The following is a 22,060-nucleotide window of genomic DNA, read 5'->3' as shown; positions in this document are numbered from 1 at the left end:
TCGATGTCGTCAGGATCCAGCGTGGAAGACCGTTCCGCAACTGGTGTGGGCCGTGAAGGTTTCCTCGGAGACTACTACGAGCATCTGGCAGAGGAGGACGCACGCGGCTACTCCGCGGAACAGCTTAACGCCCGTGCCCTCGCCCACCGGGAGGTTGCCGGCAAGCGCACCCCCGGCAGTGCGAACATCCGCGTAACCGACGAGGCGGACCGCAGCATCGTCTACATCGTCACCGACGACATGCCCTTCCTCGTCGACTCGGTCAATGCAGAACTCGTTCGCCAAGGCTGCGCAATCCGCTTGGTGATGCACCCGCTCTTCGTTGTCTCCCGTGATGCAGACGGCGAACTCGCCGGTGTAGCCAGGGTGCCCGCCACCGTCGGTATTTCCAGCGGTGACACGGCCGCGTTGCCGGACGTCTCCCGGCTTTTCGCCGAAGGCCGCAACGCCTCGCACATGGAGTCCTGGATCGCCGTCGAAATCGACCGCGTCCCGGAATCCGCCCAAGGGGAACTGCTCGACGGGATCCGCCGGGTCCTGCGCGATGTCCGTGTCGCCGTCGAGGACTGGCCCAAGATGCGCAGCAAGGCCCTCGAACTTGCGTCGTCCCTGGACAAGGTGACCCACCCGGAAGACATCGCCGAACTTCGCCAGACCCAGGACCTGCTCCGTTGGCTGGACAATGGCAACTTCACTTTCCTCGGCTACCGGGAATACGACCTCATCACCGAGAACGGCGAAGACGTCCTCGAATTGCGCGAAGAAAGCGGACTCGGCCTGCTGCGCGCAGGTGACCACCCGCACCAGATCCAGCACCTCACCGACGCCGGACGCCGCAAGGCCCGCGAAAAGCGTGCCCTCGTGATCACCAAGGCAAACTCCCGTTCAACAGTGCACCGCCCGGCGTACCTGGACTACATCGGGGTCAAGAGTTTCGATGCCGCAGGCAACGTGAACGGCGAACGCCGCTTCATCGGCCTGTTCGCCACCAGCGCCTACACCGGTTCCGTGCGCAATATCCCGATTGTCCGGGAGAAGGTGGACGCCGTCCTCGGCTCCGCGGGCTTCCCCCGCGACTCCCACTCCGGCAAGGACCTGCTGGGCATCCTGGAGACCTACCCCAGGGATGAGCTCTTCCAGATCGAGACCGAAGACCTCGCGGAAACAGCCCTCGGCATCCAGCGGCTCCAGGAACGCCGCCGGACCAAGCTGTTCCTGCGTCCCGACATCTACGGGCGCTTCATGTCCGCCGTGGTCTACCTTCCCCGCGACCGCTACACCACCAACGTCCGGCTCCGCATCGAGCAGGAACTCCGCGAGACCTTCGCCGCCGAGAGCATCGACTACGAAGCGCGCATCACCGAGTCGGCCCTCGCCCGGGTGTTCTTCCGGATCAGGCTGCCCCGCGAAGCAGAACTCGGCGACGTCGACGCCGCAGCACTCGAGAAGCGGCTTGTCCGCGCCTCCCGGTCCTGGGGCGAAGGTATCGCCGAAGTAGTCCGTGAACGCTGGAGCGGTGAGGAAGCCGAACGCCGCTCGGCAGTGTGGGCCGAAGCGTTCCCCGCGAGCTACCGGGTGGACTTCGAAGTCGAGGACGCCCTCGAAGACATTGCCCGCTTCGAGGAATACGGAGCGGCTACGGCCATCCAGGGCCAAACTGCCCAAGCGGTTCCCGGAGTGCACGTCTACCTCCCCAAGGGAGCCGGCGAAGTGCTCGAAGAAGACGCCCGGGTCAAGCTGTACCTCCTCGAACCCAAGAGCCTCAGCCAGATCCTGCCCTACTTCCACAACCTGGGCCTGGAAGTCCTCGACGAACGGCCCTTCGAAATCGAAACCGCCGATCACCGCGACTTCTTCCTCTACGATCTTGGCCTCAAGTACCCGGCCGGAGTCGATCCGATTGCCACCGGCAAGCTGCTAGCGGAGTCGTTCGCGGCCGCGGTGACCTCGTCCGTCGAATCAGACAGCTTTGACCGGCTTGTCCTGCGCGAAGGCATGCACTGGCGCCAGGTCGTCATGCTGCGTGCCTACGCGAAGTACATGCGCCAGATGGGCAACACCAACTCCTTCGAGTTCATTGCGGACACCTTGCTTTCGAACGCCGAGGTTGCCCATGGCCTTCTGGAACTTTTCGCCGCCCGTTTCGATCCTGCCGTCGAGGACGGCACCCGCGAAGAACGGCAGGAGGCCGCGCGCGCCCGGCTTGCCGAATCCATCGACCAGGTGGCGACACTCGACGCCGACCGCGTGCTGCGTACTTTCGTCAACCTGATCGAGTCCACCCTCCGGACGAACTTCTTCCAGGGCAAGGGCTACCTTAGCTTCAAGCTCGATCCGACGCAGATCGACGGACTGCCGTTCCCGCGGCCGATGTTCGAGATCTGGGTGTACTCTCCACGCGTCGAGGGCGTGCACCTGCGCTTCGGCAAGGTAGCCCGCGGCGGCCTGCGCTGGTCCGACCGCCGTGAGGATTTCCGCACTGAGATCCTTGGCCTGGTGAAGGCACAGACAGTCAAGAATGCGGTCATCGTTCCCACGGGTGCCAAGGGCGGCTTCTACGCCAAGCAGCTTCCGGACCCCGCTGTCGACCGTGCGGCCTGGATGGCCGAAGGCGTCGAATGCTACAAGATCTTCATCCGCGGGCTGCTCGACATCACTGACAACCTCGTCAGCGACGCCGACGGCGAAACGATCATGCCGCCGTCGAACGTTGTCCGGCAGGACGGCGACGATTCCTACCTGGTTGTCGCTGCCGACAAGGGAACCGCCACCTTCTCCGACATCGCCAACGGCCTCGCCATGGAGTACGGCTTCTGGCTCGGAGATGCCTTCGCTTCCGGCGGATCCGTCGGCTACGACCACAAGGCCATGGGCATCACGGCCCGCGGCGCGTGGGAATCCGTAAAGCGCCACTTCAGCGAGCTGGACCTGGACACCCAGAGCGAAGAGTTCACGGTGGTCGGCGTCGGCGACATGTCCGGCGACGTCTTCGGCAACGGCATGCTGCTGTCCCGCCATATCCGCCTCATTGCGGCTTTCGACCACCGCCACATCTTCCTGGATCCGAACCCGGATGCTGCCAGCTCCTTCGCCGAGCGCCAGCGCCTCTTCGAGCTTCCCCGCTCTTCCTGGGACGATTACGACCGCAGCCTTATCAGCGAAGGCGGCGGGGTGTTCCCGCGCCAGGCGAAGGTCATTCCGGTTTCGGAACAGGCCCGCGTTGCACTGGGACTGCCTGAAGGCACCGTGCAGCTGAGCCCGCCGGAACTGCTCCGCGCGATCCTGCTGGCCCCGGCGGACCTCCTGTACAACGGCGGCATCGGCACCTACGTGAAGGCGAGCACGGAGTCCAATGCGCAGGTCGGCGACAAAGCCAACGACGCCATCCGTGTTGACGGCCGTGAACTCCGCGTGAAGGTGGTCGGCGAAGGCGGTAACCTCGGCCTCACCCAGCGTGGCCGCATTGAAGCCGCGCTGCAGGGGATCATCCTGAACACGGACGCGATCGACAACTCCGCCGGTGTCGACTGCTCGGACCATGAAGTGAACATCAAGATCTTCGTTGACCGCATGGTCAAGGCAGGCAAGCTCGACGCCGCCGAGCGCGCGGATTTCCTTTCCGACATGACGGACGAAGTCGGCCGGCTGGTGCTGGAAGACAACATCGACCAGAACATCCTGCTGCTCAACGACCGTACCCGGGTGGCGGACTGGAGCCCGAGCTACGAGCGCCTGATGGACTGGCTGGAACAGCACGCCGACCTCAAGCGCGACCTTGAAGCGCTGCCCACCACCGCCACCCTGCGCGAACGCTTGGCTCAAGGCCAGGGCCTGACCTCCCCGGAACTTTCGGTGCTGGCGGCCTACGCCAAGATCGAACTGGCCTCCGCGCTGGGACGGTCCGACCTTGCCGACGATCCGTGGTTCCGCAGGACGATCCGCGAGTACTTCCCGCAGCAGCTGCGCGACCGTTTCGATGCCGAGCTGGACTCGCACCCGCTGCGCCGGGAGATCATCGCCACCGTCGTGGCGAACGACATGATCAACCTTGGCGGCATCACGTTCGCGTTCCGCACCATGGAAGAAACCTCGGCCAGCGAGGTCGCAGTAGCCAAGGCCTTCGTTGCGCTGCGCGAAGTCTACGAACTGGACTCGATGGTCGCGGAACTCAACGCACTCCCGGCATCCTTCCCCACCGAGCACTGGAGCACCGTCCACCTGGACATCCGCCGCCTGCTTGACCGCGCCGTGCGCTGGCTCCTGGCCCAGGGCATGGCAGGAAAGCCGATTGCCGAGATTGTCGCAGCCTTCAAGCCCATGCTCGATCCCATGCGGTCGCGGCTGCTGGACTACCTGCGGGGTGAAGACAAGGCACGCGTCCTCGGTTGGCTTGAGCGCGGCCGGGAATGGGAGCTGCCGGAAGCCCTGGCACACCGCTGGTCCGAGCTGTTCGAAAGCTTCGTGCTGCTGGATATCGCACGGATTGCTCAGAGCCGCTCCATCCGCGTGGAGGAAGTCAGCCACGTCTACTACACGGTCTTCAACCGCTTCCATGTGGACTCGCTGCTGGAGCGCATCAGCGCCCTGCCGCGGGACGACCGCTGGCAGGCGCTGGCCCGTGCTGCCCTTCGCGACGATCTCTACTCGACCGTCGCGGACATCACGACGTCGGTGCTTGAGTCCAGCGACAGCGGAAGCGATGCGGAAGACCGCCTGAAGGCCTGGGAGGTCCTGAACGCGGAGCAGCTGGGCCGCGCGAAGAGCATGTTCGATGAGGTCAACGCCCTGGAAGCCGACGACATGGCCTCCCTGTCGGTAGCATTGAGGCTCTTGAGGTCAATCGTCCGCCGCTAGGATTCCTGCGGCTATCTGGAGGTGCAGTGGCAATCTTTACGGACCCCATCAGGGAGCACGCTGATTTCGGGCCTGGAGATGCCGAATGGCTGCACCTCCTGGTCGGCGACTGGCAGATGGTCGCCGACCTGGCGTTCGCGGACCTGGCGTTGTGGTTCCCGCACCCTGAGTTCGGGTACATCGCGCTGGCCCACGTGCGTCCGTCCACCAGCCACACGGTGTTCCATGCCGACTTCGTGGGGGAGGGGATCCGCTCCGATCTCCGCCCCCTTGTCGACAAGGCCTGGAACAGCCGGGCCATCGAGCGCTCCAGTGAAACCAGCTGGAGCAGCGAAATGGCGCTGCGGGTGGAAGCGGTGCCGATGGTGCGCAACGGCAGGACCCTCGCCGTCGTCACCTCGCACATGGACCTTTCAAGTTCCAGGATGCCGTCCCGCTTGGAGTTGACCTACCGGCAGTGTGCCTACGACCTGCTGCGGATGGGAACCCTGGGCCTGTGGCCGGATTTCGCTTCGCCCACGGGTTCCCGCCGGGGCGCGCCCCGCGTCGGCGACGGCCTGATCCGGCTCGACGCTGAAGGAATCGTCCAGTACGCCAGCCCTAATGGTGTTTCAGCTTTCCGCCGGCTCGGCGAGGTGGAAACGCTGGAAGGGCGGTCCCTCGCCGAGGTGACCGCCGGCCTGCTCAAGGACCGGCGGATGGTTGACGAGACGCTGCCGCTGGTGGTTACCGGACGCATGCCCTGGCGGAGCGAGATCGAGTCCAGGGGAGTGAGCCTTTCCCTCAGGGCGATTCCGCTGCGCGACGAGAACCAGCGCTTCGGGGCCCTGGTGCTCTGCCGCGATGTGTCCGAACTCCGTCGCCGCGAGCTTGAGCTGGTGACAAAGGACGCCACCATCCGGGAAATCCACCACCGCGTGAAGAACAACCTGCAGACCGTGGCCGCACTGTTGCGGATGCAGTCCCGGCGCATGGTCAGCGATGAGGCGAAGCAAGGGCTTGAGCAGGCGATGCGGCGCGTCGCGACAATCGCGCTCGTCCACGAGACGCTCTCCCAAGGTTTGACGCAGAGCGTCGATTTCGACGAGCTCATCGGCCGCCAGTTCCGGCTTTCCGCGGAGGTGGCTTCGCCGTCGCAGTATGTCCGGACAGAACGCTCCGGCATGTTCGGCGAGCTGCCGAGCGACCTGGCCACCCCGCTGGCGCTTGTCATCAACGAATTGGTGACGAACGCCGTCGAGCACGGGCTTGAAGGCCGCGCGGGAACCGTCTGGCTGATCGCCGACAGGTCCACGGGCACCCAGGGCGACGAGATGCTGACGGTCACTATTTCCGATGACGGCGTCGGCCTGCCCGAAGGCTCCTACTCCGAAGGCCTGGGGCTGCAGATCGTCCGGACGCTGGTCACCAGCGAACTGGGAGGCAGCATCCGCTGGTTCGCGCGCGACGGCGGCGGCACCTCTGTTGAAATCGTGCTGAGCCTGCGACCCAACTAAGGGACGTTAAATGTGGGGCGGGGCGGACCATCTGGTCCGCCCCGCCCCACATTTTTGTTTTTGCTTTTGGGATGTCGCCTAGGAAGCGCGGCGGGCCCGTGCGGCGCGGCGCTTCAGGGCACGGCGTTCATCTTCGCTCATGCCGCCCCAGACGCCGGCGTCCTGGCCGGATTCAAGGGCCCACTGGAGGCAGGTGTCCACCACGGGACAGCGGCGGCACACGCTCTTTGCTTCTTCGATCTGGAGAAGGGCCGGCCCGGTGTTGCCCACAGGGAAGAAAAGCTCCGGGTCCTTGTCGAGGCAGGCTGCGCGGTTACGCCAATCCATGCTGATCAGTCACTCCATTCGTCAGAACTTGTCGAGCCTTTGTGAAAATATTCACGAGAGGCTTCATAGGAAAAGGGGACCCAATGGGCCCCCTTGGTCGTCTGAATCAAGCGTGTCATGTTAACGCCGTGTAAACAAGGGGTTCAAGCCTTTGAAATGCCCCTGAAACGTGAGCGATGCATCACATCGGCTACCGGTCGCGCCACCGGTATTTGACTATGTCCGGTAGGGTGCCAGTGTGTCAATACCCCCAGAGAACCCCGCAAACGAGCCCTTCCGCAACAACGCGGCGACGCCGTCGACGGATGGCCCGCATAGCGCCCCGGGCACAGGGCCGCGGCCGCTGGGGATCATCGTGATTTCCGCCGTCGTCCTTCTTGAAGCGCTGGCCCTCCTGGTTGCGGCCGGCCTCTACGCGTTCCAGTTGCTCACTGGTGCACCGGTGGCTTCATTCTGGGGCGCGGTTTTCACCCTCGGACTTTTGCTTGCGTTCTCCCTCTGGCTGTTTGCCGTGGGCCACTTCCTCTTCCGCGGATACCGCTGGACCCGGGCGGCGGCCCTTGTGGCCCAGCTCTTTGTCCTGACCATTGGCGTGCCGACGATTACCGGCGGACTGCCGCTTGCCGGACTGGCCATGGTCGTTCCGGCCCTGGCCGCGATCATCTTCCTCTTCGAAAAGAAGGTCCTGGCGTTTGCTTCCAGGAGCGGCGGGAGTTCCGGCGCCTTCTGATCCGGGCGCCAGGGGCAGGGCCGGATTCCAGATCCGTGCGCGTGGGCTCCGGAAAACGCGCGGATCATCTCAGGTAGTCTTGGTTTGCAGCCCAATGCACCCTATTGGGCTGCCCGCATTCTAACCAGGAGAATTTGTGACTGCTGATCTCGTCATCGTCGGGTCGGGCTTCTTTGGCCTGACAATCGCAGAACAGGCCGCCACTGAGCTGGGCTTGAAGGTCGTGGTCCTTGACCGCCGGCACCACATCGGCGGCAATGCCTACAGCGAAACTGAAGAACAGACGGGAATCGAGGTGCACCGCTACGGCGCCCACCTCTTCCACACCTCCAATGAGCGTGTCTGGGAGTACGTCAACCGCTTCACGACCTTCACCAACTACGTCCACAAGGTCTACGGTGTGCACAAGGGCGAGGTCTACTCCCTGCCCATCAACCTGGCCACCATCAACCAGTTCTTCCGGGCGAACATGACCCCCGGCCAAGCCCAGGCGCTCATCCAGGAGCAGGCCGGCGAGCTTGCGGGTACGGATCCGCAGAACCTCAACGACAAAGGCATCCAGCTGATCGGCCGCCCCCTCTACGAGGCGTTCATCAAGCACTACACCGGCAAGCAGTGGCAGACCGATCCCAAGGACCTGCCCGCAGGAATCATTTCCCGCCTCCCGGTGCGTTACAACTACGACAACCGCTACTTCAACGACAAGTACGAGGGCCTGCCGACAAACGGCTACACCGCCTGGATCGAGAAGATGGCGGAGCACCCGAACATCGAGGTGCGCCTCAACACCGACTTCTTCGATGATTCCCACGAGTACTCCAAGTCCAAGGTCGTCGGGAACATCCCGGTCGTTTACACCGGTCCGGTGGACCGGTACTTCGACTACGTTGAAGGCGACCTCTCCTGGCGCACCATCGACTTCGAAGAGGAAGTGCTTGACGAGGGTGACTTCCAGGGCACCTCGGTGGTCAACTACAACGACGCCGACGTTCCCTACACCCGGATCATCGAACCGCGCCACTTCCACCCGGAGCGCAACTACCAGACGGAGAAGACCGTCATCATGCGCGAATTCTCCCGTTTTGCGGAGAAGGGCGACGAACCGTACTACCCGATCAACACCCCTGAGGACCGCGAGAAGCTGCTCAAGTACCGCGACCTCGCTGCGGCGGAAAAGGATGTCCTGTTCGGCGGACGACTCGGTACCTACAAGTACCTGGACATGCACATGGCCATCGGCTCGGCACTGTCCATGTTCGACAACAAGATCCGTCCCCACTTCGAAAACGGCACGGACATCGAAAGCGGAGGAGTGGACGCGTGAGCGCCGGAACCCATCGGGAGCAGTCCGGCGTCGACGGCCCCGAATGGGTGACCCTCCAGAGGGTCATCTTCCCGGAACACTCCGAGATGGACACTGCGCCGCTCTACGTGGACATGGGGACCGCGGCCGGTACGCCCGCTCCGACCGAACAGGAAGCCAGGAAACAGGGCCGCCGTCCCGTCCGTCTGAGCTCCCAGGCGCGGGAAGCCCACGCCGAGGACTTCATCGGCCGCTGCTCCACCCGTGTCCGTCCCGGTGAGCGGGTGTCCTTCGGAAGCTACTTCAACGCCTTCGCCGCCGGCTACTGGCGGAAGTGGACCACCCTCAGCCGTATCCGGCTCAGCGTCAGCACCCGGGGTGAAGGCACGATCGTCGTCTTCCGCTCCAACGCCAAGGGCGCCCTGCTGCAGCAGAAGAGCATCCCGGTGTCAGGTGAAGCCACGTCAGCCGTGGAACTGGACCTGCTGCCGTTCGGCGACGGCGGCTGGTATTGGTTCGACCTCGTGGCCGGCCGTGGTGAACTCTTCCTGGAGTCCGCCGAGTGGCAGGCCCCGGGTCCGGCGCCCGAGCCCGCTTCGGTGACGCTGGAAATCACAACGCTCAACAAGACGTCCTACTGCCTGAACAACCTGCGTCTTCTCGCGGCACACCCAGAATGCCTTGAGCAGGTCAGCGAAGTCCTGATCGTCGACCAAGGCACGGACAAGGTCGCCGAGGCCGAGGGCTTCGACGAGGTCGCCAAGGAACTGGGTGCCAAGCTGCGGATCATCGAGCAATCCAACCTCGGTGGTTCGGGCGGCTTTTCCCGGGGCATGTACGAAGCCTGCAACAACGGCAGCGACTATGTCCTCCTCATGGACGACGACATCGTCATCGAACCCGAGAGCATCACCCGGCTCCTCACGTTTGCGGGTTACTGCCGCAAGCCCACCATCGTCGGCGGACACATGTTCGACCTGCACCACAGGACTGCCCTCCACACGCTGGGCGAGATCGTGAACCCGCACAGGGTCCAGCCGGACCAGCCGTACGCGGAGATGGAACTTGGCCATGATTTCCTGATGTCCAACCTGCGCCAGACTCCCTGGATGCACCGCCGGGTGGACGTCGACTACAACGGGTGGTGGATGTGCCTTATCCCCACCCGGGTGGTCCGCGACATCGGGCTCTCCATGCCCGTTTTCATCAAGTGGGACGACGTGGAGTACGGCTTGCGCGCCAAGGCCCGCGGCTACCAGACCGTGAGCCTGCCGGGCGCCGCCGTCTGGCATATCTCCTGGGGCGACAAGGACGACCTGGTCGGCTGGCAGGCATATTTCCACAACCGCAACCGGCTCATGGTGGCCCTGATGTACAGCCCCTTCGCCAAGGGCGGGCGTGCACTGCTCGGGGCACTGTTCGCTGACATCAAGCACACCCTTTCCATGCAGTACGCCACGGCGAAGGGACGCGTGTGGGCGATGGAGGACCTGCTTAAGGGCCCCGACGCACTGCACGGAATGCTCAACACCACCCTGCCGCGGATCCGGGCCATGCTCGCCGAGCACAGCGATACCGTATACCTCAGCGATCCGGAGGCCTTCCCGGCCGCGCAGAAGGAACGGAGCCTGGGCGGCAGCGCGGCGGTTGCCGGCCGTCCGTCCTTGAAGACGCTCCTTCCCTGGGGCGTGAAGACCTTGCGCAGGCAGCTGTTCACCGGGGTGTCGCCCGAGGACACCGCCAGGCCGCAGGCCCGGATATCCCACCAGGACAACAAGTGGTGGACGGTGTCCCAGTTCGATTCGGCGATTGTCACCAACGCAGAAGGCACCGGCGCTTCCTGGTACGTCCGCAACCCGGAACTGGCGAAGTCCCTGCTCACCTCTGCCGTGGCCTCCATGGGCCAGTTGGTGCGTCGCTGGGACGGGCTCTCTGCTGAGTACAAGGCCAAGATGCCCGCCCTGAGCTCCATGGAGAGCTGGTCGAAGACGTTCGCCGAGCACACCATTGCCGACAGCCGCGACGCGAAGGCAGAGGCGCTGGAGGAGCGCGGATGACCTCGCTTGCCGATACGCCCTTGGTCCGTCCCGGGATAGGGCAGGGGCTCAAGGACGTCTTCCGGCGCCGCTATCTCCTGAAGCTGCTGGTCCGGAAGGAAATCAAGCTCCGCTACCGGGGCTCGGTCCTCGGTGTCCTCTGGTCCTACGTCAAGCCGGCCATCCAGTTCGTGGTCTTCTACATCGCGATGGGCGTTTTCCTGGGCCTGAACCGGGACGTCGGCAACTACGCGGTCTACCTGTTTTCCGGCATTGTGCTGATCAACTTCTTCACCGAAGCCCTGAACAACGCCGCGAAGTCGATCGTGTACAACAGCGGGCTGATCAAGAAGATCTTCCTTCCCCGCGAGCTCTTCCCGGTGGCGTCGGTCTTCGTTTCGGCGGCCCATTTCTTCCCTCAGCTGGTCGTGCTGCTCGTGGGCTGTTTCCTGACGGGCTGGCGGCCCACGCCGCTTGGACTGGCAGCCGGCTTTGCCGGTTTCCTTGTCCTGGCCATGCTGTCGGTCGGCCTGGGCCTCTTCTTCAGCTCGGTGAACGTCTACTTCAGGGATTCCGAGAACTTCGTCGAGATGATGCTCATGGTGGCCACCTGGGTTTCACCGGTCATGTACCAGTGGCACATGGTCCACGAGCGGCTGGGTGATTTCTGGTTCGGCGTCTACCAGGCGAATCCGGTGACGGTCGCCGTCGAGCTTTTCCATTACGCGTTCTGGTCGACGACGGCGGGCGGGGACGCGGCGCTTGCCGCTCCGCCGCAGCTGTTCGAACTGTGGCTTCCGGTTGCCCTTGTTGTTTCGGCTGCGGTGCTTGCCCTCGGCCAGTTCACCTTCCGCAAGCTCGAAATCAAGTTCGCACAGGAGCTGTAGTGTCCGAGCAATCCCCGATCACCGTTGAGATCAAGGGCATCAGCAAGCAGTTCGTGCTTCGCCACACCCGCTCCATCAAGGAAGCCCTGATCTGGTTCCTCAAAGGCCGCAAGGGAGACCTGTCCGCGAAATTCCACGCGCTGCGGGACGTCAGCATGGAGATCCGCCAGGGCGAAACCGTGGCGCTCCTGGGTTTCAACGGCTCCGGCAAGTCCACGCTCCTCAAGCACATTTCCGGAGTCATGACGCCGGACGAGGGAACCGTGCGTACCCGCGGACGCGTGGCGGGCCTGATCGAGGTCGGTGCGGGCTTCCACCCTGACCTCTCCGGGCGCGACAACGTGTACCTCAACGCCGCCATCCTGGGCATGAGCGAAGCCCAGATCAAAGAACGCTTCGATTCGATCGTGGAGTTTGCCGAGATCGGCGAATTCATCGACACCGAGGTCCGTTTCTACTCTTCGGGCATGTACCTCCGCCTGGCGTTCTCCGTCGCGGTGCATTCGGACCCCGAAGTCTTCCTCGTCGACGAGATCCTTGCAGTCGGCGATGAACCTTTCCAGAAGAAGTGCCTGGACAAAATCCAGGAGCTGGTTGACGCCGGACAAACACTGGTGGTGGTGAGCCACGACCTCGACCTTGTGCAGCGGGTCTGCTCCCGGGGCATCCTGCTTGAGCACGGCCGGGTGGTCAAGGACGGTCCAAGCCACGAGGTCGTCGAGTTCCTGCGCGCCCGCACCAAATGACGGGCCCCATATCCGAGACTGAAGTCCCAACTACGCTATCCGGGGAAACAACGTATTGAGCCAGCAGACCTCCACGCTCGAAAGCGCCAGACCGGCGCGGCCCAGGCCCAAAGAGAAGTTCCGCACCGATATCCAGGCGCTCCGGGCGCTGGCCGTCGGCGCCGTCGTCGTCAATCACCTGTGGCCGCAATTCCTTCCGGGCGGCTACGTCGGTGTGGACATCTTCTTCGTGATCTCGGGATTCCTCATCACCCGGCACCTTGTCGACGAACTTCGCGCGAGCGGCCGGGTGCGTTTCGCCACGTTCTACGGCCGGCGCATGCGCCGGCTGCTGCCCGCGGCGCTCCTCGTTGGCCTGATAAGCCTCGTTGCGTCCTGGATCCTCCAGCCGTACTCGCGCTGGGTGGACGTGGCCTGGGAGACGCTCGCTTCAGTGTTCTACGGCGAGAACTGGCTCCTCGCGGCCAAGTCCGTCGACTACTCGGCCAGCCATGAGATGGCCACGCCGGTACAGCACTATTGGTCCCTCTCGGTGGAGGAACAGTTCTATCTCGTCTGGCCGCTTCTCCTTGCCGGAGCGTTCCTCCTGGCCTTGCGTGTGCGGAAAGCGCCGCTGGGATTCGTCTCCGCGGCCATGGGCACCGTGTTTGTGCTGTCCCTTGCGTTCAGCGTGTACTTCACCCTGACGAGCAAGAACGAGGCCTACTTTGTGACCACGACCAGGGCTTGGGAATTTGCTGCGGGCGGACTCATTGCCCTGGCAACGTTTGCCCTGGCCGGGCGGGGTTCCCGCGCCATGGATGCGCAGCATGCGCCCGCAACGCGGATGCTGATGGGCCTGCTGGCGCTGGCCGGCCTCGTGGCGCTTGGCGTTTCGCTCGCGACGTTCAATGAACAGACTCTGTTCCCGGGTGCCATGGCGCTTGTTCCGGTACTTGGGACAGCGGCCATTGTGCTTTCGGGTTCCGTCCTGGGGGAGAGCGCCCTGCCAGGGCTTGGATTCCGCCCCGTGCAGTTCCTCGGTGACGTTTCCTATTCCCTGTACCTGTGGCACTGGCCGCTGATCGTGCTCGCGGTACCGGTACTCGGCCACGAACCCGGCAACCTGGGAAAGACCGCGATCGCGGTGGCCTCCATCCTGCTCGCGTACTTGACCAAGCGCTTCGTCGAAGATCCGGGCCGCACAATCCTGTTCAAGAACCGGAAGCCCCGGGTGAGTATCCTTGCAGGTTTCGCCACGATGGCGGCGGCCGGCGTCGTCTCCGTTGCGATGGTCCTTTCCGCGGCGCATGCCGAGCAGCTCCAGCAGCAGAAGCTGGAATCGCTCTCCCACGGTCCCTGTTACGGTGCCGCCAGCCTCGCCGAAGGTGCCTCCTGCCCCGACAAGTATGGCCCGCCGGCCGCGGAAAACATCGGCAAGGCCGAGTCGCCGTATTTTGCGGTTCCGGGGTGCCGTGCGGCCAGCGACCCCATCGTGGTCCAAGGCTCCTCCTACCTCCAGGACTGCGATTATTCCGGCGGCAAGAAGGACGCCAAGACTGTGTGGTTCGTCGGCGATTCCCACGCGGAGCACTGGAAGGTGGCCTTCTTCGAGCTGGCACGGAAGCAGCAATGGAAGGTCCGGATGAGCCTGGCCGGCGGCTGCTCACTTGCAGATGTCAAGCGTGTGGCGTTCATGGATGCTCCGCGGCTCGACGAGAAGAGCCAGCAACGCTGCCTGGACTGGAGCCGGCAGATTTCGGACAAGATCATGGAACAGCGGCCTGAGACCGTGGTGACATCCACTTTCTCCGTCAAGGAAACGATTGACGACGGCACGGGCCGTGACCAGCTCAGCCAGTACCGTTCGTCCGTGGAGCGCCGGATCGCAAAATGGGGCGGGAACGGAACCACCGTGATTGTGGTCCGTGATTCACCGCTGACCCTCGGCAGGACCACGCCGGGCTGCGTCGCCAACAACAAGGGCAATGCCCTCGCCTGTACGACCGAGCGGAAGAAAGCCTTGGTGCCGGACCCGACGGCGGAGGCGGTCGCCGGGCTCGCGCACCCGAAGTTGAAGGTCCTCGACATGTCGGACCAGTTCTGCGATGACAAGCGCTGCTATGCGGTCACAGGCGGCCTCTACGTGTTTTACGACAACAACCATTTGACCAAGAGCTACGTTGAAAGCCTTGAACCGGTCTTTGGCCAACGGCTTCTTCAGCTCATGCAGGGCGCCTAGGCCGCCTGGCTGACCGACAGGGATACGATCTTCACGATGGGAACTGAAAAATGACACCCGGATCCGAACGCATGCGGCCGAGCCGCCGTGCCTTCCTCTCCTTCGCCGCCCTGGCTCCGCTGGCCTTGGCCGCATGCTCGTCCGAAAAGAAGGGCAAAGCCGAGGTCACTCCGTCGGACGCCGGGTTCCCGAAAACCATCTCCCATCGTTTCGGCAGCACTGAAGTGAAGGCCCCTCCGGTGCGGATTGTCGCACTGGGAACGGTGGAGGCCGAGACCTTGGCCGCGCTGGGAGTCGTTCCCCTGTCCCGCCCGGCAGCAGACTCGACTGCCTGGTACCGGGCTTCCCTGAGGGCGTTGCCACGGGCTGAAGACGCGCGGACCTACGACGACAGCCGGGAGCTCACGGCCGCCGTGTTCAAGGAACTCAAGCCTGATGCGTTCATCGCAGTTGGAGACAGGTTGAGCCGCGCCGAGTACCAGTCATTGTCGGAGCTTGCTCCGGTGATCCTGGCCCCGGACAGTGTTCCCGCCGCGGACTGGGCGCCGGTGACGACGTTCATTGCGGACGTTGTGGGACTGGGCGAAGCCGCGGAACCCCTGATCGCTGAAGCCCGCGACGAGATCTCGGCGTCGGTGGCAGACTACCCGGTCCTGAAGGATGCATCGGCGCTCTTCGTCTCGGCGTCCTCGGCATCAGGATCCGACCTCGTCCTGTCCGGCCCCGGATCGGCCCCGGTGTCCTTCTTTGAGTTCACCGGGCTCACGGTCCCCGCCGGGATCACGGGGCTGGTCAACGGATTGAAGCCCACACCGTCGCGGTTCCCGGCCGGCACGGCTTACCTGCCCAGGACCAGGGCCGGGGAGCTCAGCGCCGACGCCTTGGTCGTCGGCGTTCCAATGAGCGACTACCAGGTCTACAGGGCCAACAAGAAGCTGAGCCCGGAATTCCCTTCCTTCGGCGCCGGCACGGTCTACGTCGTCGCGGGGGACGAAGCTGTCAGCCTGCAGCGCCAGTCGATCCTCGGCGCGCGGTGGGCGGCCCGCAACGTCATCCCCGAGTTGGCAAAGTCTGCCTTCACGTCAAAGAACCCCGGCACCGGGAAATCCTGACAAGCCTGCACTTCCTGAAACGACAAAGCGGGGGCGTCCACCTGGGTGGACGCCCCCGCTTTGTTGTTTGGGCTACTTAGTCGCAGGCCGTGACCCGGAAGAGCCTGGCCTTGCCGACCGCTTTGACCAGTTCAACACCGGGAGCGGAGTCATCGGCCAGATCGCGCGTGCCCTCCAACGGCTCGCCCCGCGGTGAGGCTTCCTCGTCAGCGAAGTCGAGGGCCCAGTACGCGCGCTTCTCGCTGATCACGGGGCACACGGTGGGGTTGTAGGCCGCTTCGGCCCAGTGGTCCATCAAGAGGCGTTCGCTTTCGCTGCGCGCACCAAGGATGTGGGGAGCCACGACGTTCCTGCCCGAGAAGGCGTAGGCCATCGAGGCGCCGGTGCGGGGATTGCCGACAATCATGTCGCCCGCCGGGACAATGTCCGTGAGCTGCTTCATCAGTTCGAGCTCGTCCGTCGTCACCAAGCGGGAATCGCTTCGGGTCTCGAACGTCGTTGCAAGCCGCTCCTGAACCATCGCCAAGGTGCCGCCTTGGGTGGCGACTCCGGCGCAAAGGAGGACGACGGCGGCTGCCGCGGTCGCCGCCGTCGGGCTCTGCAACCGCGCAACAAGGCCACGCAACGGCTCCAAGGGACGCGGTGCCGCCACGGAGTCATCCGTGCGGTCCGCCCAGCGGGCGAGGATGGGTCCGAGGCGTGCGATGAGCCAATCCACGCCCAACGCTGCCACCGGCAGCGTCACGAGCGGCAGCATTGCTGCCAGGCGGTTGCTGTCCGAGTACCAGACACCTGTCATGAAATAGCGGAAGGTCCCCAGCGGCCACGCCGAAACCACCAGGTACAACACGGCGGCAATGCCGAACATGGACAGGCTCCACCAATAGGTCTTCATCCGGCGTGCAATGACGTAGAGACCGGTGACCGTCAGCAGGAAAATGATCCAGGCAACAGTGGTGCCCATCGGAGCGCTGCCGAGGATTTCCCCCAGGGCCTGCGCATTGGTCTGGAAGGGCGCCCAGTTCGCGGCGCTCTGCGGGGGACGCGCGATGATCCAGATTCCCAAGGTACCCGCGAAGTACGCGAAAGCGCCCGCGCTCCAGAGGACGAACGGCCGGCGCTCAAGTTCTCCCCGGCGCCTGCGCAGTACCGCCCGCACATACACGCCGAGCACTGCCGGTGACGCGAACATCAGGAGCGCGACCAGGGCACTGGGGTGGGTGAGCGCAAGCCCCGGCACGGTGGCCACCAACAGGATGATGGCGTTGCCGTCGAGGCGGAGTTTTCCGGAACGGATTCCCGTGGCATCGATCATCAGTGCCAGGGCCACCGGAAGCATCGTCAGGGCGGCGTGATTGGGGTACAGGATGCCGAATGCCACCATGAGGTAGGGGAAGCTGCTGAAGCCCGCGCTCAGGGCACCGGCGCCCAGAAGGGTCAGGGGGCGGGATCCGACGATCCTGCTGACCAGGAAAAGCGAGGCCATGGGCCACACCAAGGCTGCGTAAAGGATGGAGCCCCAGTTCACGGCAACGGTGATCGCCTGGCCGCCCGACATCAGCACCAAAGCAAGAAGTGCGTGCATGCCGGCCGGGTACAAGCCCTTGGACGTCTCGGTCAGGTTGCCGAGGGTCAGCGTATTCGCAGACTGGGTGTCGGCGATGTACCGCACCGCGTTGAGGTGGTAGACGTTGTCGAAGGTTTCGGAGAACGATTCAGGGGTACCGAAACCGGCCATGTACCGCGCGCCGATGATGACCGCCGGCAGGAGCACTGCGAGGCAGAGGACGACCTTGTTCGCCACCGTCCGCGGATAGAGGCCATGATCGGGGTCCTTTGCCTGGAGCCGGCTGGGGATGCCCTTCCGCCGGAGCGTGAACCGCAGGGCGGCCACGACTCCTACCAGCACAAGCGTCAGCGCGGCGACGGACAGCGGATTAAACGGAATGCGGGCGAATCCGAAAACGATGCCGGCCGAGGCGACGACCGTCGTCGTGACGGGTACGGCAAGTACCGCCAGGCTCGGGCCCCGCACGCCCGCGGTCCACAGCAGGGCTGTGCCCGGGACAAAAAAGACAAGGACGGCGATTCCGAGCGTGGGGAGGGTTTCCCACCAGGACATAGATCAACTCCTAAACGTCAACGCAAGACTACTAGGCCGAGCTGAAAGATGTTCCGTGGAGCGGCGCCGCGCCGTGTGACTGCCGTTGGGGTGCCCCCTCCTTGATACAATCCACAATCATGGCTAACTCACCGCGTTCTGGCGTTCTCATTGTCATGCCAGCATGGAACGAAGCAGAGGCGATCGGAAATACCATCCGCAATGTGCTTGCCGTGGTTCCGCAGCACGACGTCCTGGTCGTTGACGACGGTTCCAAAGACGACACTCCGCGGATTGCCGAGGAAGCCGGCGCGACGGTGCTGCGGCTGCCCTTCAACCTGGGGGTTGGCGGGGCCATGCGGGCAGGGTTCAAGTACGCGCTGCGGCACAAATACCGCGCCGTGATCCAGGTGGATGCCGATGGCCAGCACGATCCGCACGACATCGACCGCGTCCTGGCCGGCCTGGAGCACTCGGACATCTCCATCGGCGCACGGTTCGCCGGCCGGGGGAGCTACGGGGCGAAGGGCCCGCGCCGTTGGGCGATGTTCTTCCTCGCGAAGGTGATCTCCGGCGTCGCACGCACTCCGTTGACCGACGTGACCTCCGGATTCCGGGCCGCCAATGAACGGGCCATCCGCCAGTACATTTCCCATTTCCCCACGGAGTACCTGGGCGACACCATCGATTCCCTGGTGGTCGCCGTCAAGTCCGGCTGCAAGGTCACCCAGGTTCCCGTCGAAATGAAGGAGCGCCAGGCCGGAACACCGAGCCAGGGCCCACTTAAGTCGACCATCTACCTGGCCCGTTCAGGCCTCGTTCTTTGCTTCGCCCTTGCCCGGCGGCGGACTCCCCGGGCCGCGGAACTGCATGCGCCACTGTCAGGCGAAATCGCCGGAGAGGGAAGTGTCTAAGGCATGACTGTCGCCGCTTCACTGGTTTTTTCCATCGTCATGGTCATCGTCGTGCTGGTCATGCTCAGGAATGGACGGCTTCGTGAGAAGTACGCCATCCTGTGGCTGGTCATCGGCGGACTGACCATCATCCTCGGGCTGTTTCCGCGGCTCCTTAACTGGGCGGCGTCAGTCGTTGGAGTGGTTGTCCCCTCCAACCTCCTGTTCGCCCTCTCGATCCTGTTGTTGGTCGGGGTGAGTTTGCATGTTTCGCGGGAACTGACCATCTTGGAAGACGAAACCCGCATCCTGGCCGAAGAGGTCGCCATTCTCCGTTCTTCGGTGGAACAACTCCAACGCGGAACACAAAGCACCCAGGCAACGGCACCCGACCCCCATGCCGCTGCACAGACAAGCCTTCAAGCGAGAGAAGAAGACAAGTGACGATTGATGTAATGCTGCCGTACTACGGCGACGTAGCCATGATGAAGGCTGCCGTGGACTCGGTGCTGGCCCAGGAAGACCGGGACTTCCGGTTCACGATCGTGGATGACGGCTACCCGGACGACACCCTGCCCGAATACTTCAACAGCCTTGTCGCCAATGACGAGCGCGTCCGGTACTACCGGAACGAGCAGAACCTCGGCGCCAACGGCAACTACAAGAAGTGCATCGGCCTTGTCGAGCACGACATCGTCGTCATCATGGGTGCGGACGACATCATGCTGCCGAACTACATCGCCACGGTGCGGAAGGCATTCCAGGATCCGACCGTGAGCATCGTCCAGCCGGGCGTCGAGGTCATCGACGAAAACGGCGCCGTCTACGAACCGCTGGGCGACAAGGTCAAGAGCTTCCTGCGCCATAAGCTCGTCGGCAAGGCTTCCGAGGCCATCGTCGCCGACGAAGCCATCGCCGAAAGCCTGCTGGTGGGTGACTGGCTCTACTTCCCGTCCGTAGCCTGGCGTGCCGACGCGGTGAAGACCCACGACTTCCGCCCGCAGTACAACGTGGTCCAGGACCTCGCCCTCGCCATCGACATCATCCTCCACGGCGGCCGCATGGCAGTCCTCGACACCGTGTGCTTCCAGTACCGCCGCCACCGCGAATCCGACTCCTCGGTCCGGGCACTCGACGGCCGGCGCTTTGCCGAAGAGCGGGCATTCTTCGATGAGTGCGTCCGCGACTTCACGGCGAAGGGCTGGAAGAACGCAGCCCGCGCGGCGAAGTGGCACCTCACCTCCCGCCTCAATGCTGCATCCCTGACCCCGAAGGTGATTTCGAAGGGCATGTGGCCGGGCCTGCGCAAGCTGGCCGCCCACGCCGTCCGTCCGTAGCGGCGAACGGAAATGCGCCGCCGGAGGACACTCCGACGGCGCATTTCCTTTCCCGCGTCCGTGCTTGCTTTCGAAGGTGCTTTGATTCCATGGATATCCAGAACCACTACTACGGCCATTCGGCGGTGTTCGCCCTGTACTGCGGCGCCAAGCGGCTGCGCCATGTCTCCGGCCTGATCCAGCATGGTTGGACCGTCAGCAGTCCGGTGACGGCCCAGTTTGGCGACTTCGCGGACTGGGGTCCGAAACGCCGCCGGCTGTCCTGGACCAGTACTTCACGCGGCTGGAGCCCGGAGGACCCCGGCAACTTCTTCCCGGACGGAACCCCGATGCTGGATGCGGTGGGCGCCCCCTACCTGTACCTGCTCGACGCCGCCCGCCGGACCGGCGCCGTCCCGCAGCGGGGAGAGAAGACCCTGGTCCTGCCCCTGCACGGCACCGCCCTGTTGAAGGTCGACGGCGACCACGCGGCCTATGCGCGCCTGGTCAGGGAACGTGAAGGTGCTGCGACAGTGTGCCTGCACATCGACGACCTGCACAATGACGAGATCATGTCGGCGTGGAGCGGGGCCGGCCATGAAATCGTCAGCGCGGGCGACCGCCGGGATCCCCGGTTCATCGGCCGCATCCTGTGGATGATGTCGGCGGCACCGCGCGTGGTGTCCAACCGTCTTTCAACCGCCATCATGTATGCCGCTGCCAGCGGTGCCGAAGTGGAGGTCTATGGGCCGGACTTCAAGCTTGGACACAACGCCGCCGCAGACCCGGGGCGGGTCATGCGGGACTTCTGGCCCGAGTTCTACGAGCCCTCCACGCCCCAGTCGGTCTTCCGTGAGATCGCCGAGGCCGAACTGGGCCGGGGAGACATGCGGTCGCCGGAGGAACTGAGGCGCCTTCTTGGATGGGACTCCACCACCCTCGTGCCATTCCTTGAGTACTGGGCCAGCGGGCCGCTCACGAAGGCGCAGACGGTGCTCGGCCTGAAGAAGGTCCCCGAGGGCGCCCATGCGACGGAAGCGGGACTGTCGCCGTGGCACTGGCTGCGGCACCCGTTGAAGCACCTGCCTTCGCCGCTGCCGAAGCTTCCCCCCATGGCCGCCGTCGAACCTGTTGCACCTCAGCCGGCCATGGCCTGAACCGGAAGTGCCCGCTGCCTTCACAAGGCAGCGGGCACTTTCTGTTTGGACATCCCGTGGCAGGGGGACTCAGGCAGGGCTTTCGCCCGACACGGCGGGTTCAACGGCTTCGTGTCCGGGCAGGGGCGCCACACCGGCCTGGACCGCGGCGCGGATCAGCTCGAACTCGAACTCATCGTCGATGCTGAAGGCCTGGGATTCGGGGATTTCGATGTAGCCGTGGCGGCCTTCGTCGAACCAGCTGTTCTCCAGCCGGCGGATGAATTCCGCCCGCCACACATAGAAGCTGCCGTTGATGCGCAGGAAGCGGGGAACGTCCTGGCGGCGGACCACGCCGGTTCCTTCGGTGAAGTAGCGCTCCAGGACTTCGCTGTCCTCGGCACCGGGCTTCACTCCGACCCACAACGGGTTGAACGACGGCTCGGAGACGGCAATGACGCCATCGAGCCCTGGCTTGCCCGCCAGCAATGAAATCGCTTCGAGCACGTTCTCGAGGGTCCGGGTGGGGCTCGTCGGATCCAACAGGAGCACCATGTCGTAGGACGTGCCGTCCATGTCTTCCATCGTCTCGAGCGCGTGCCGGAGCACCGCGCCCATGGGAGCGGTGTCATTGGCGAGTTCCGCGGGACGGATGAACGGGACGTCAGCCCCCGCCGCGGCGGCCGCCGCGGCAATGTCCTGGTCGTCGGTGGAGACGATGCAGCGGACGTTGTCGCCGAGCTGCCCGGCCAGCGTCACAGTGTGGGCGATCAAGGGTTTGCCGAAGAGCGGCCGGATGTTCTTCCCGGGGAGCCCTTTGGAACCTCCGCGCGCAGGGATGACCGCGAGTACTTTCGGGCGGGACGCGTTCTCGTTCAAAGTCGTTTCAACCTCGTTGATCG

The 22,060-nt window shown here is 64.3% G+C and carries 16 protein-coding genes; 13 read left to right on the top strand and 3 right to left on the bottom strand.

The features are described 5' to 3' along the window. The first annotated feature begins 3 nt into the window (after positions 1 to 3). Entirely contained in the window at positions 4 to 4,854 is a 4,851-nt protein-coding gene (locus BIU82_RS01940) for an NAD-glutamate dehydrogenase (RefSeq protein ID WP_070347750.1), read from the top strand. Positions 4,855 to 4,880: 26 nt separating this feature from the next. Continuing rightward, positions 4,881 to 6,350 (top strand): PAS domain-containing sensor histidine kinase, encoded by a 1,470-nt coding sequence (locus tag BIU82_RS01935; RefSeq protein ID WP_070347749.1) that lies wholly within the window; start codon positions 4,881 to 4,883, stop codon positions 6,348 to 6,350. 78 nt (positions 6,351 to 6,428) lie between these two features. On the opposite strand, the gene BIU82_RS01930 is transcribed toward BIU82_RS01935, so the two are convergent. Next, a complete protein-coding gene (locus BIU82_RS01930; RefSeq protein ID WP_003804966.1) occupies positions 6,429 to 6,677 on the bottom strand; it encodes a WhiB family transcriptional regulator in 249 nt (82 codons plus the stop codon). Between the two features lie 343 nt (positions 6,678 to 7,020). Here BIU82_RS01930 and BIU82_RS01925 point away from each other — a divergent pair, with 343 nt between their 5' ends. From BIU82_RS01925 to BIU82_RS01895, 7 genes are all read left to right on the top strand, one after another. Beyond that, positions 7,021 to 7,407 (top strand): hypothetical protein, encoded by a 387-nt coding sequence (locus BIU82_RS01925; protein WP_253182661.1) that lies wholly within the window; start codon positions 7,021 to 7,023, stop codon positions 7,405 to 7,407. Positions 7,408 to 7,543: 136 nt separating this feature from the next. After that, positions 7,544 to 8,731, top strand: coding sequence for a UDP-galactopyranose mutase (gene glf / locus BIU82_RS01920; protein ID WP_070347747.1), 1,188 nt, complete (start codon positions 7,544 to 7,546; stop codon positions 8,729 to 8,731). Between the two features lie 86 nt (positions 8,732 to 8,817). Further along, positions 8,818 to 10,767 carry a glycosyltransferase gene (locus tag BIU82_RS01915; protein ID WP_083292159.1) on the top strand — a complete coding sequence of 650 codons (1,950 nt, stop codon included), beginning with the start codon at positions 8,818 to 8,820 and terminating at the stop codon, positions 10,765 to 10,767. Continuing rightward, complete coding sequence (locus tag BIU82_RS01910; protein ID WP_070347745.1) at positions 10,764 to 11,633, top strand: ABC transporter permease; 870 nt, start codon at positions 10,764 to 10,766, stop codon at positions 11,631 to 11,633. The genes BIU82_RS01915 and BIU82_RS01910 overlap by 4 nt, the downstream gene beginning before the upstream one ends. Next, positions 11,633 to 12,379 carry an ABC transporter ATP-binding protein gene (locus BIU82_RS01905; protein ID WP_070347744.1) on the top strand — a complete coding sequence of 249 codons (747 nt, stop codon included), beginning with the start codon at positions 11,633 to 11,635 and terminating at the stop codon, positions 12,377 to 12,379. The genes BIU82_RS01910 and BIU82_RS01905 overlap by 1 nt, the downstream gene beginning before the upstream one ends. Positions 12,380 to 12,434: 55 nt before the next feature. Next, positions 12,435 to 14,600: an acyltransferase family protein gene (locus BIU82_RS01900; RefSeq protein ID WP_070347743.1), complete on the top strand. Its 2,166-nt coding sequence runs from the start codon at positions 12,435 to 12,437 to the stop codon at positions 14,598 to 14,600. A 50-nt stretch (positions 14,601 to 14,650) separates the two neighbouring features. Continuing rightward, complete coding sequence (locus BIU82_RS01895; protein WP_070347742.1) at positions 14,651 to 15,712, top strand: ABC transporter substrate-binding protein; 1,062 nt, start codon at positions 14,651 to 14,653, stop codon at positions 15,710 to 15,712. 76 nt (positions 15,713 to 15,788) lie between these two features. On the opposite strand, the gene BIU82_RS01890 is transcribed toward BIU82_RS01895, so the two are convergent. Further along, the gene (locus BIU82_RS01890) at positions 15,789 to 17,834 is read right to left on the bottom strand and encodes a DUF6541 family protein (RefSeq protein WP_070347741.1); all 2,046 of its coding nucleotides are present in this window, start codon (positions 17,832 to 17,834) and stop codon (positions 15,789 to 15,791) included. 155 nt (positions 17,835 to 17,989) lie between these two features. Here BIU82_RS01890 and BIU82_RS01885 point away from each other — a divergent pair, with 155 nt between their 5' ends. The 4 genes from BIU82_RS01885 to BIU82_RS01870 all read left to right on the top strand — a co-directional run bounded on the left by BIU82_RS01885 (position 17,990) and on the right by BIU82_RS01870 (position 21,179). Then, positions 17,990 to 18,727, top strand: coding sequence for a glycosyltransferase family 2 protein (locus tag BIU82_RS01885; protein WP_070347740.1), 738 nt, complete (start codon positions 17,990 to 17,992; stop codon positions 18,725 to 18,727). A gap of 3 nt (positions 18,728 to 18,730) precedes the next feature. After that, positions 18,731 to 19,150, top strand: coding sequence for a DUF2304 domain-containing protein (locus tag BIU82_RS01880; RefSeq protein WP_070347739.1), 420 nt, complete (start codon positions 18,731 to 18,733; stop codon positions 19,148 to 19,150). Further along, the gene (locus BIU82_RS01875) at positions 19,147 to 20,043 is read left to right on the top strand and encodes a glycosyltransferase family 2 protein (RefSeq protein WP_070347738.1); all 897 of its coding nucleotides are present in this window, start codon (positions 19,147 to 19,149) and stop codon (positions 20,041 to 20,043) included. Before BIU82_RS01880 ends, BIU82_RS01875 begins: the two co-directional genes overlap by 4 nt. Before the next feature lie 89 nt (positions 20,044 to 20,132). Then, positions 20,133 to 21,179 carry a hypothetical protein gene (locus tag BIU82_RS01870; protein WP_070347737.1) on the top strand — a complete coding sequence of 349 codons (1,047 nt, stop codon included), beginning with the start codon at positions 20,133 to 20,135 and terminating at the stop codon, positions 21,177 to 21,179. Between the two features lie 69 nt (positions 21,180 to 21,248). Here the strand turns inward: BIU82_RS01870 and BIU82_RS01865 are convergent, their stop codons facing one another. Next, on the bottom strand, positions 21,249 to 22,037 hold the full coding sequence (locus BIU82_RS01865) for an acylneuraminate cytidylyltransferase family protein (protein ID WP_070347736.1): 789 nt from the start codon (positions 22,035 to 22,037) through the stop codon (positions 21,249 to 21,251). Positions 22,038 to 22,060: the final 23 nt, after the last annotated feature.

This window comes from Arthrobacter sp. SW1 (assembly GCF_001766675.1).
GTDB lineage: Bacteria > Actinomycetota > Actinomycetes > Actinomycetales > Micrococcaceae > Arthrobacter.
Note: the sequence above shows the minus strand (reverse complement) of the source record. Positions and strands in the feature narration are given on the sequence as shown.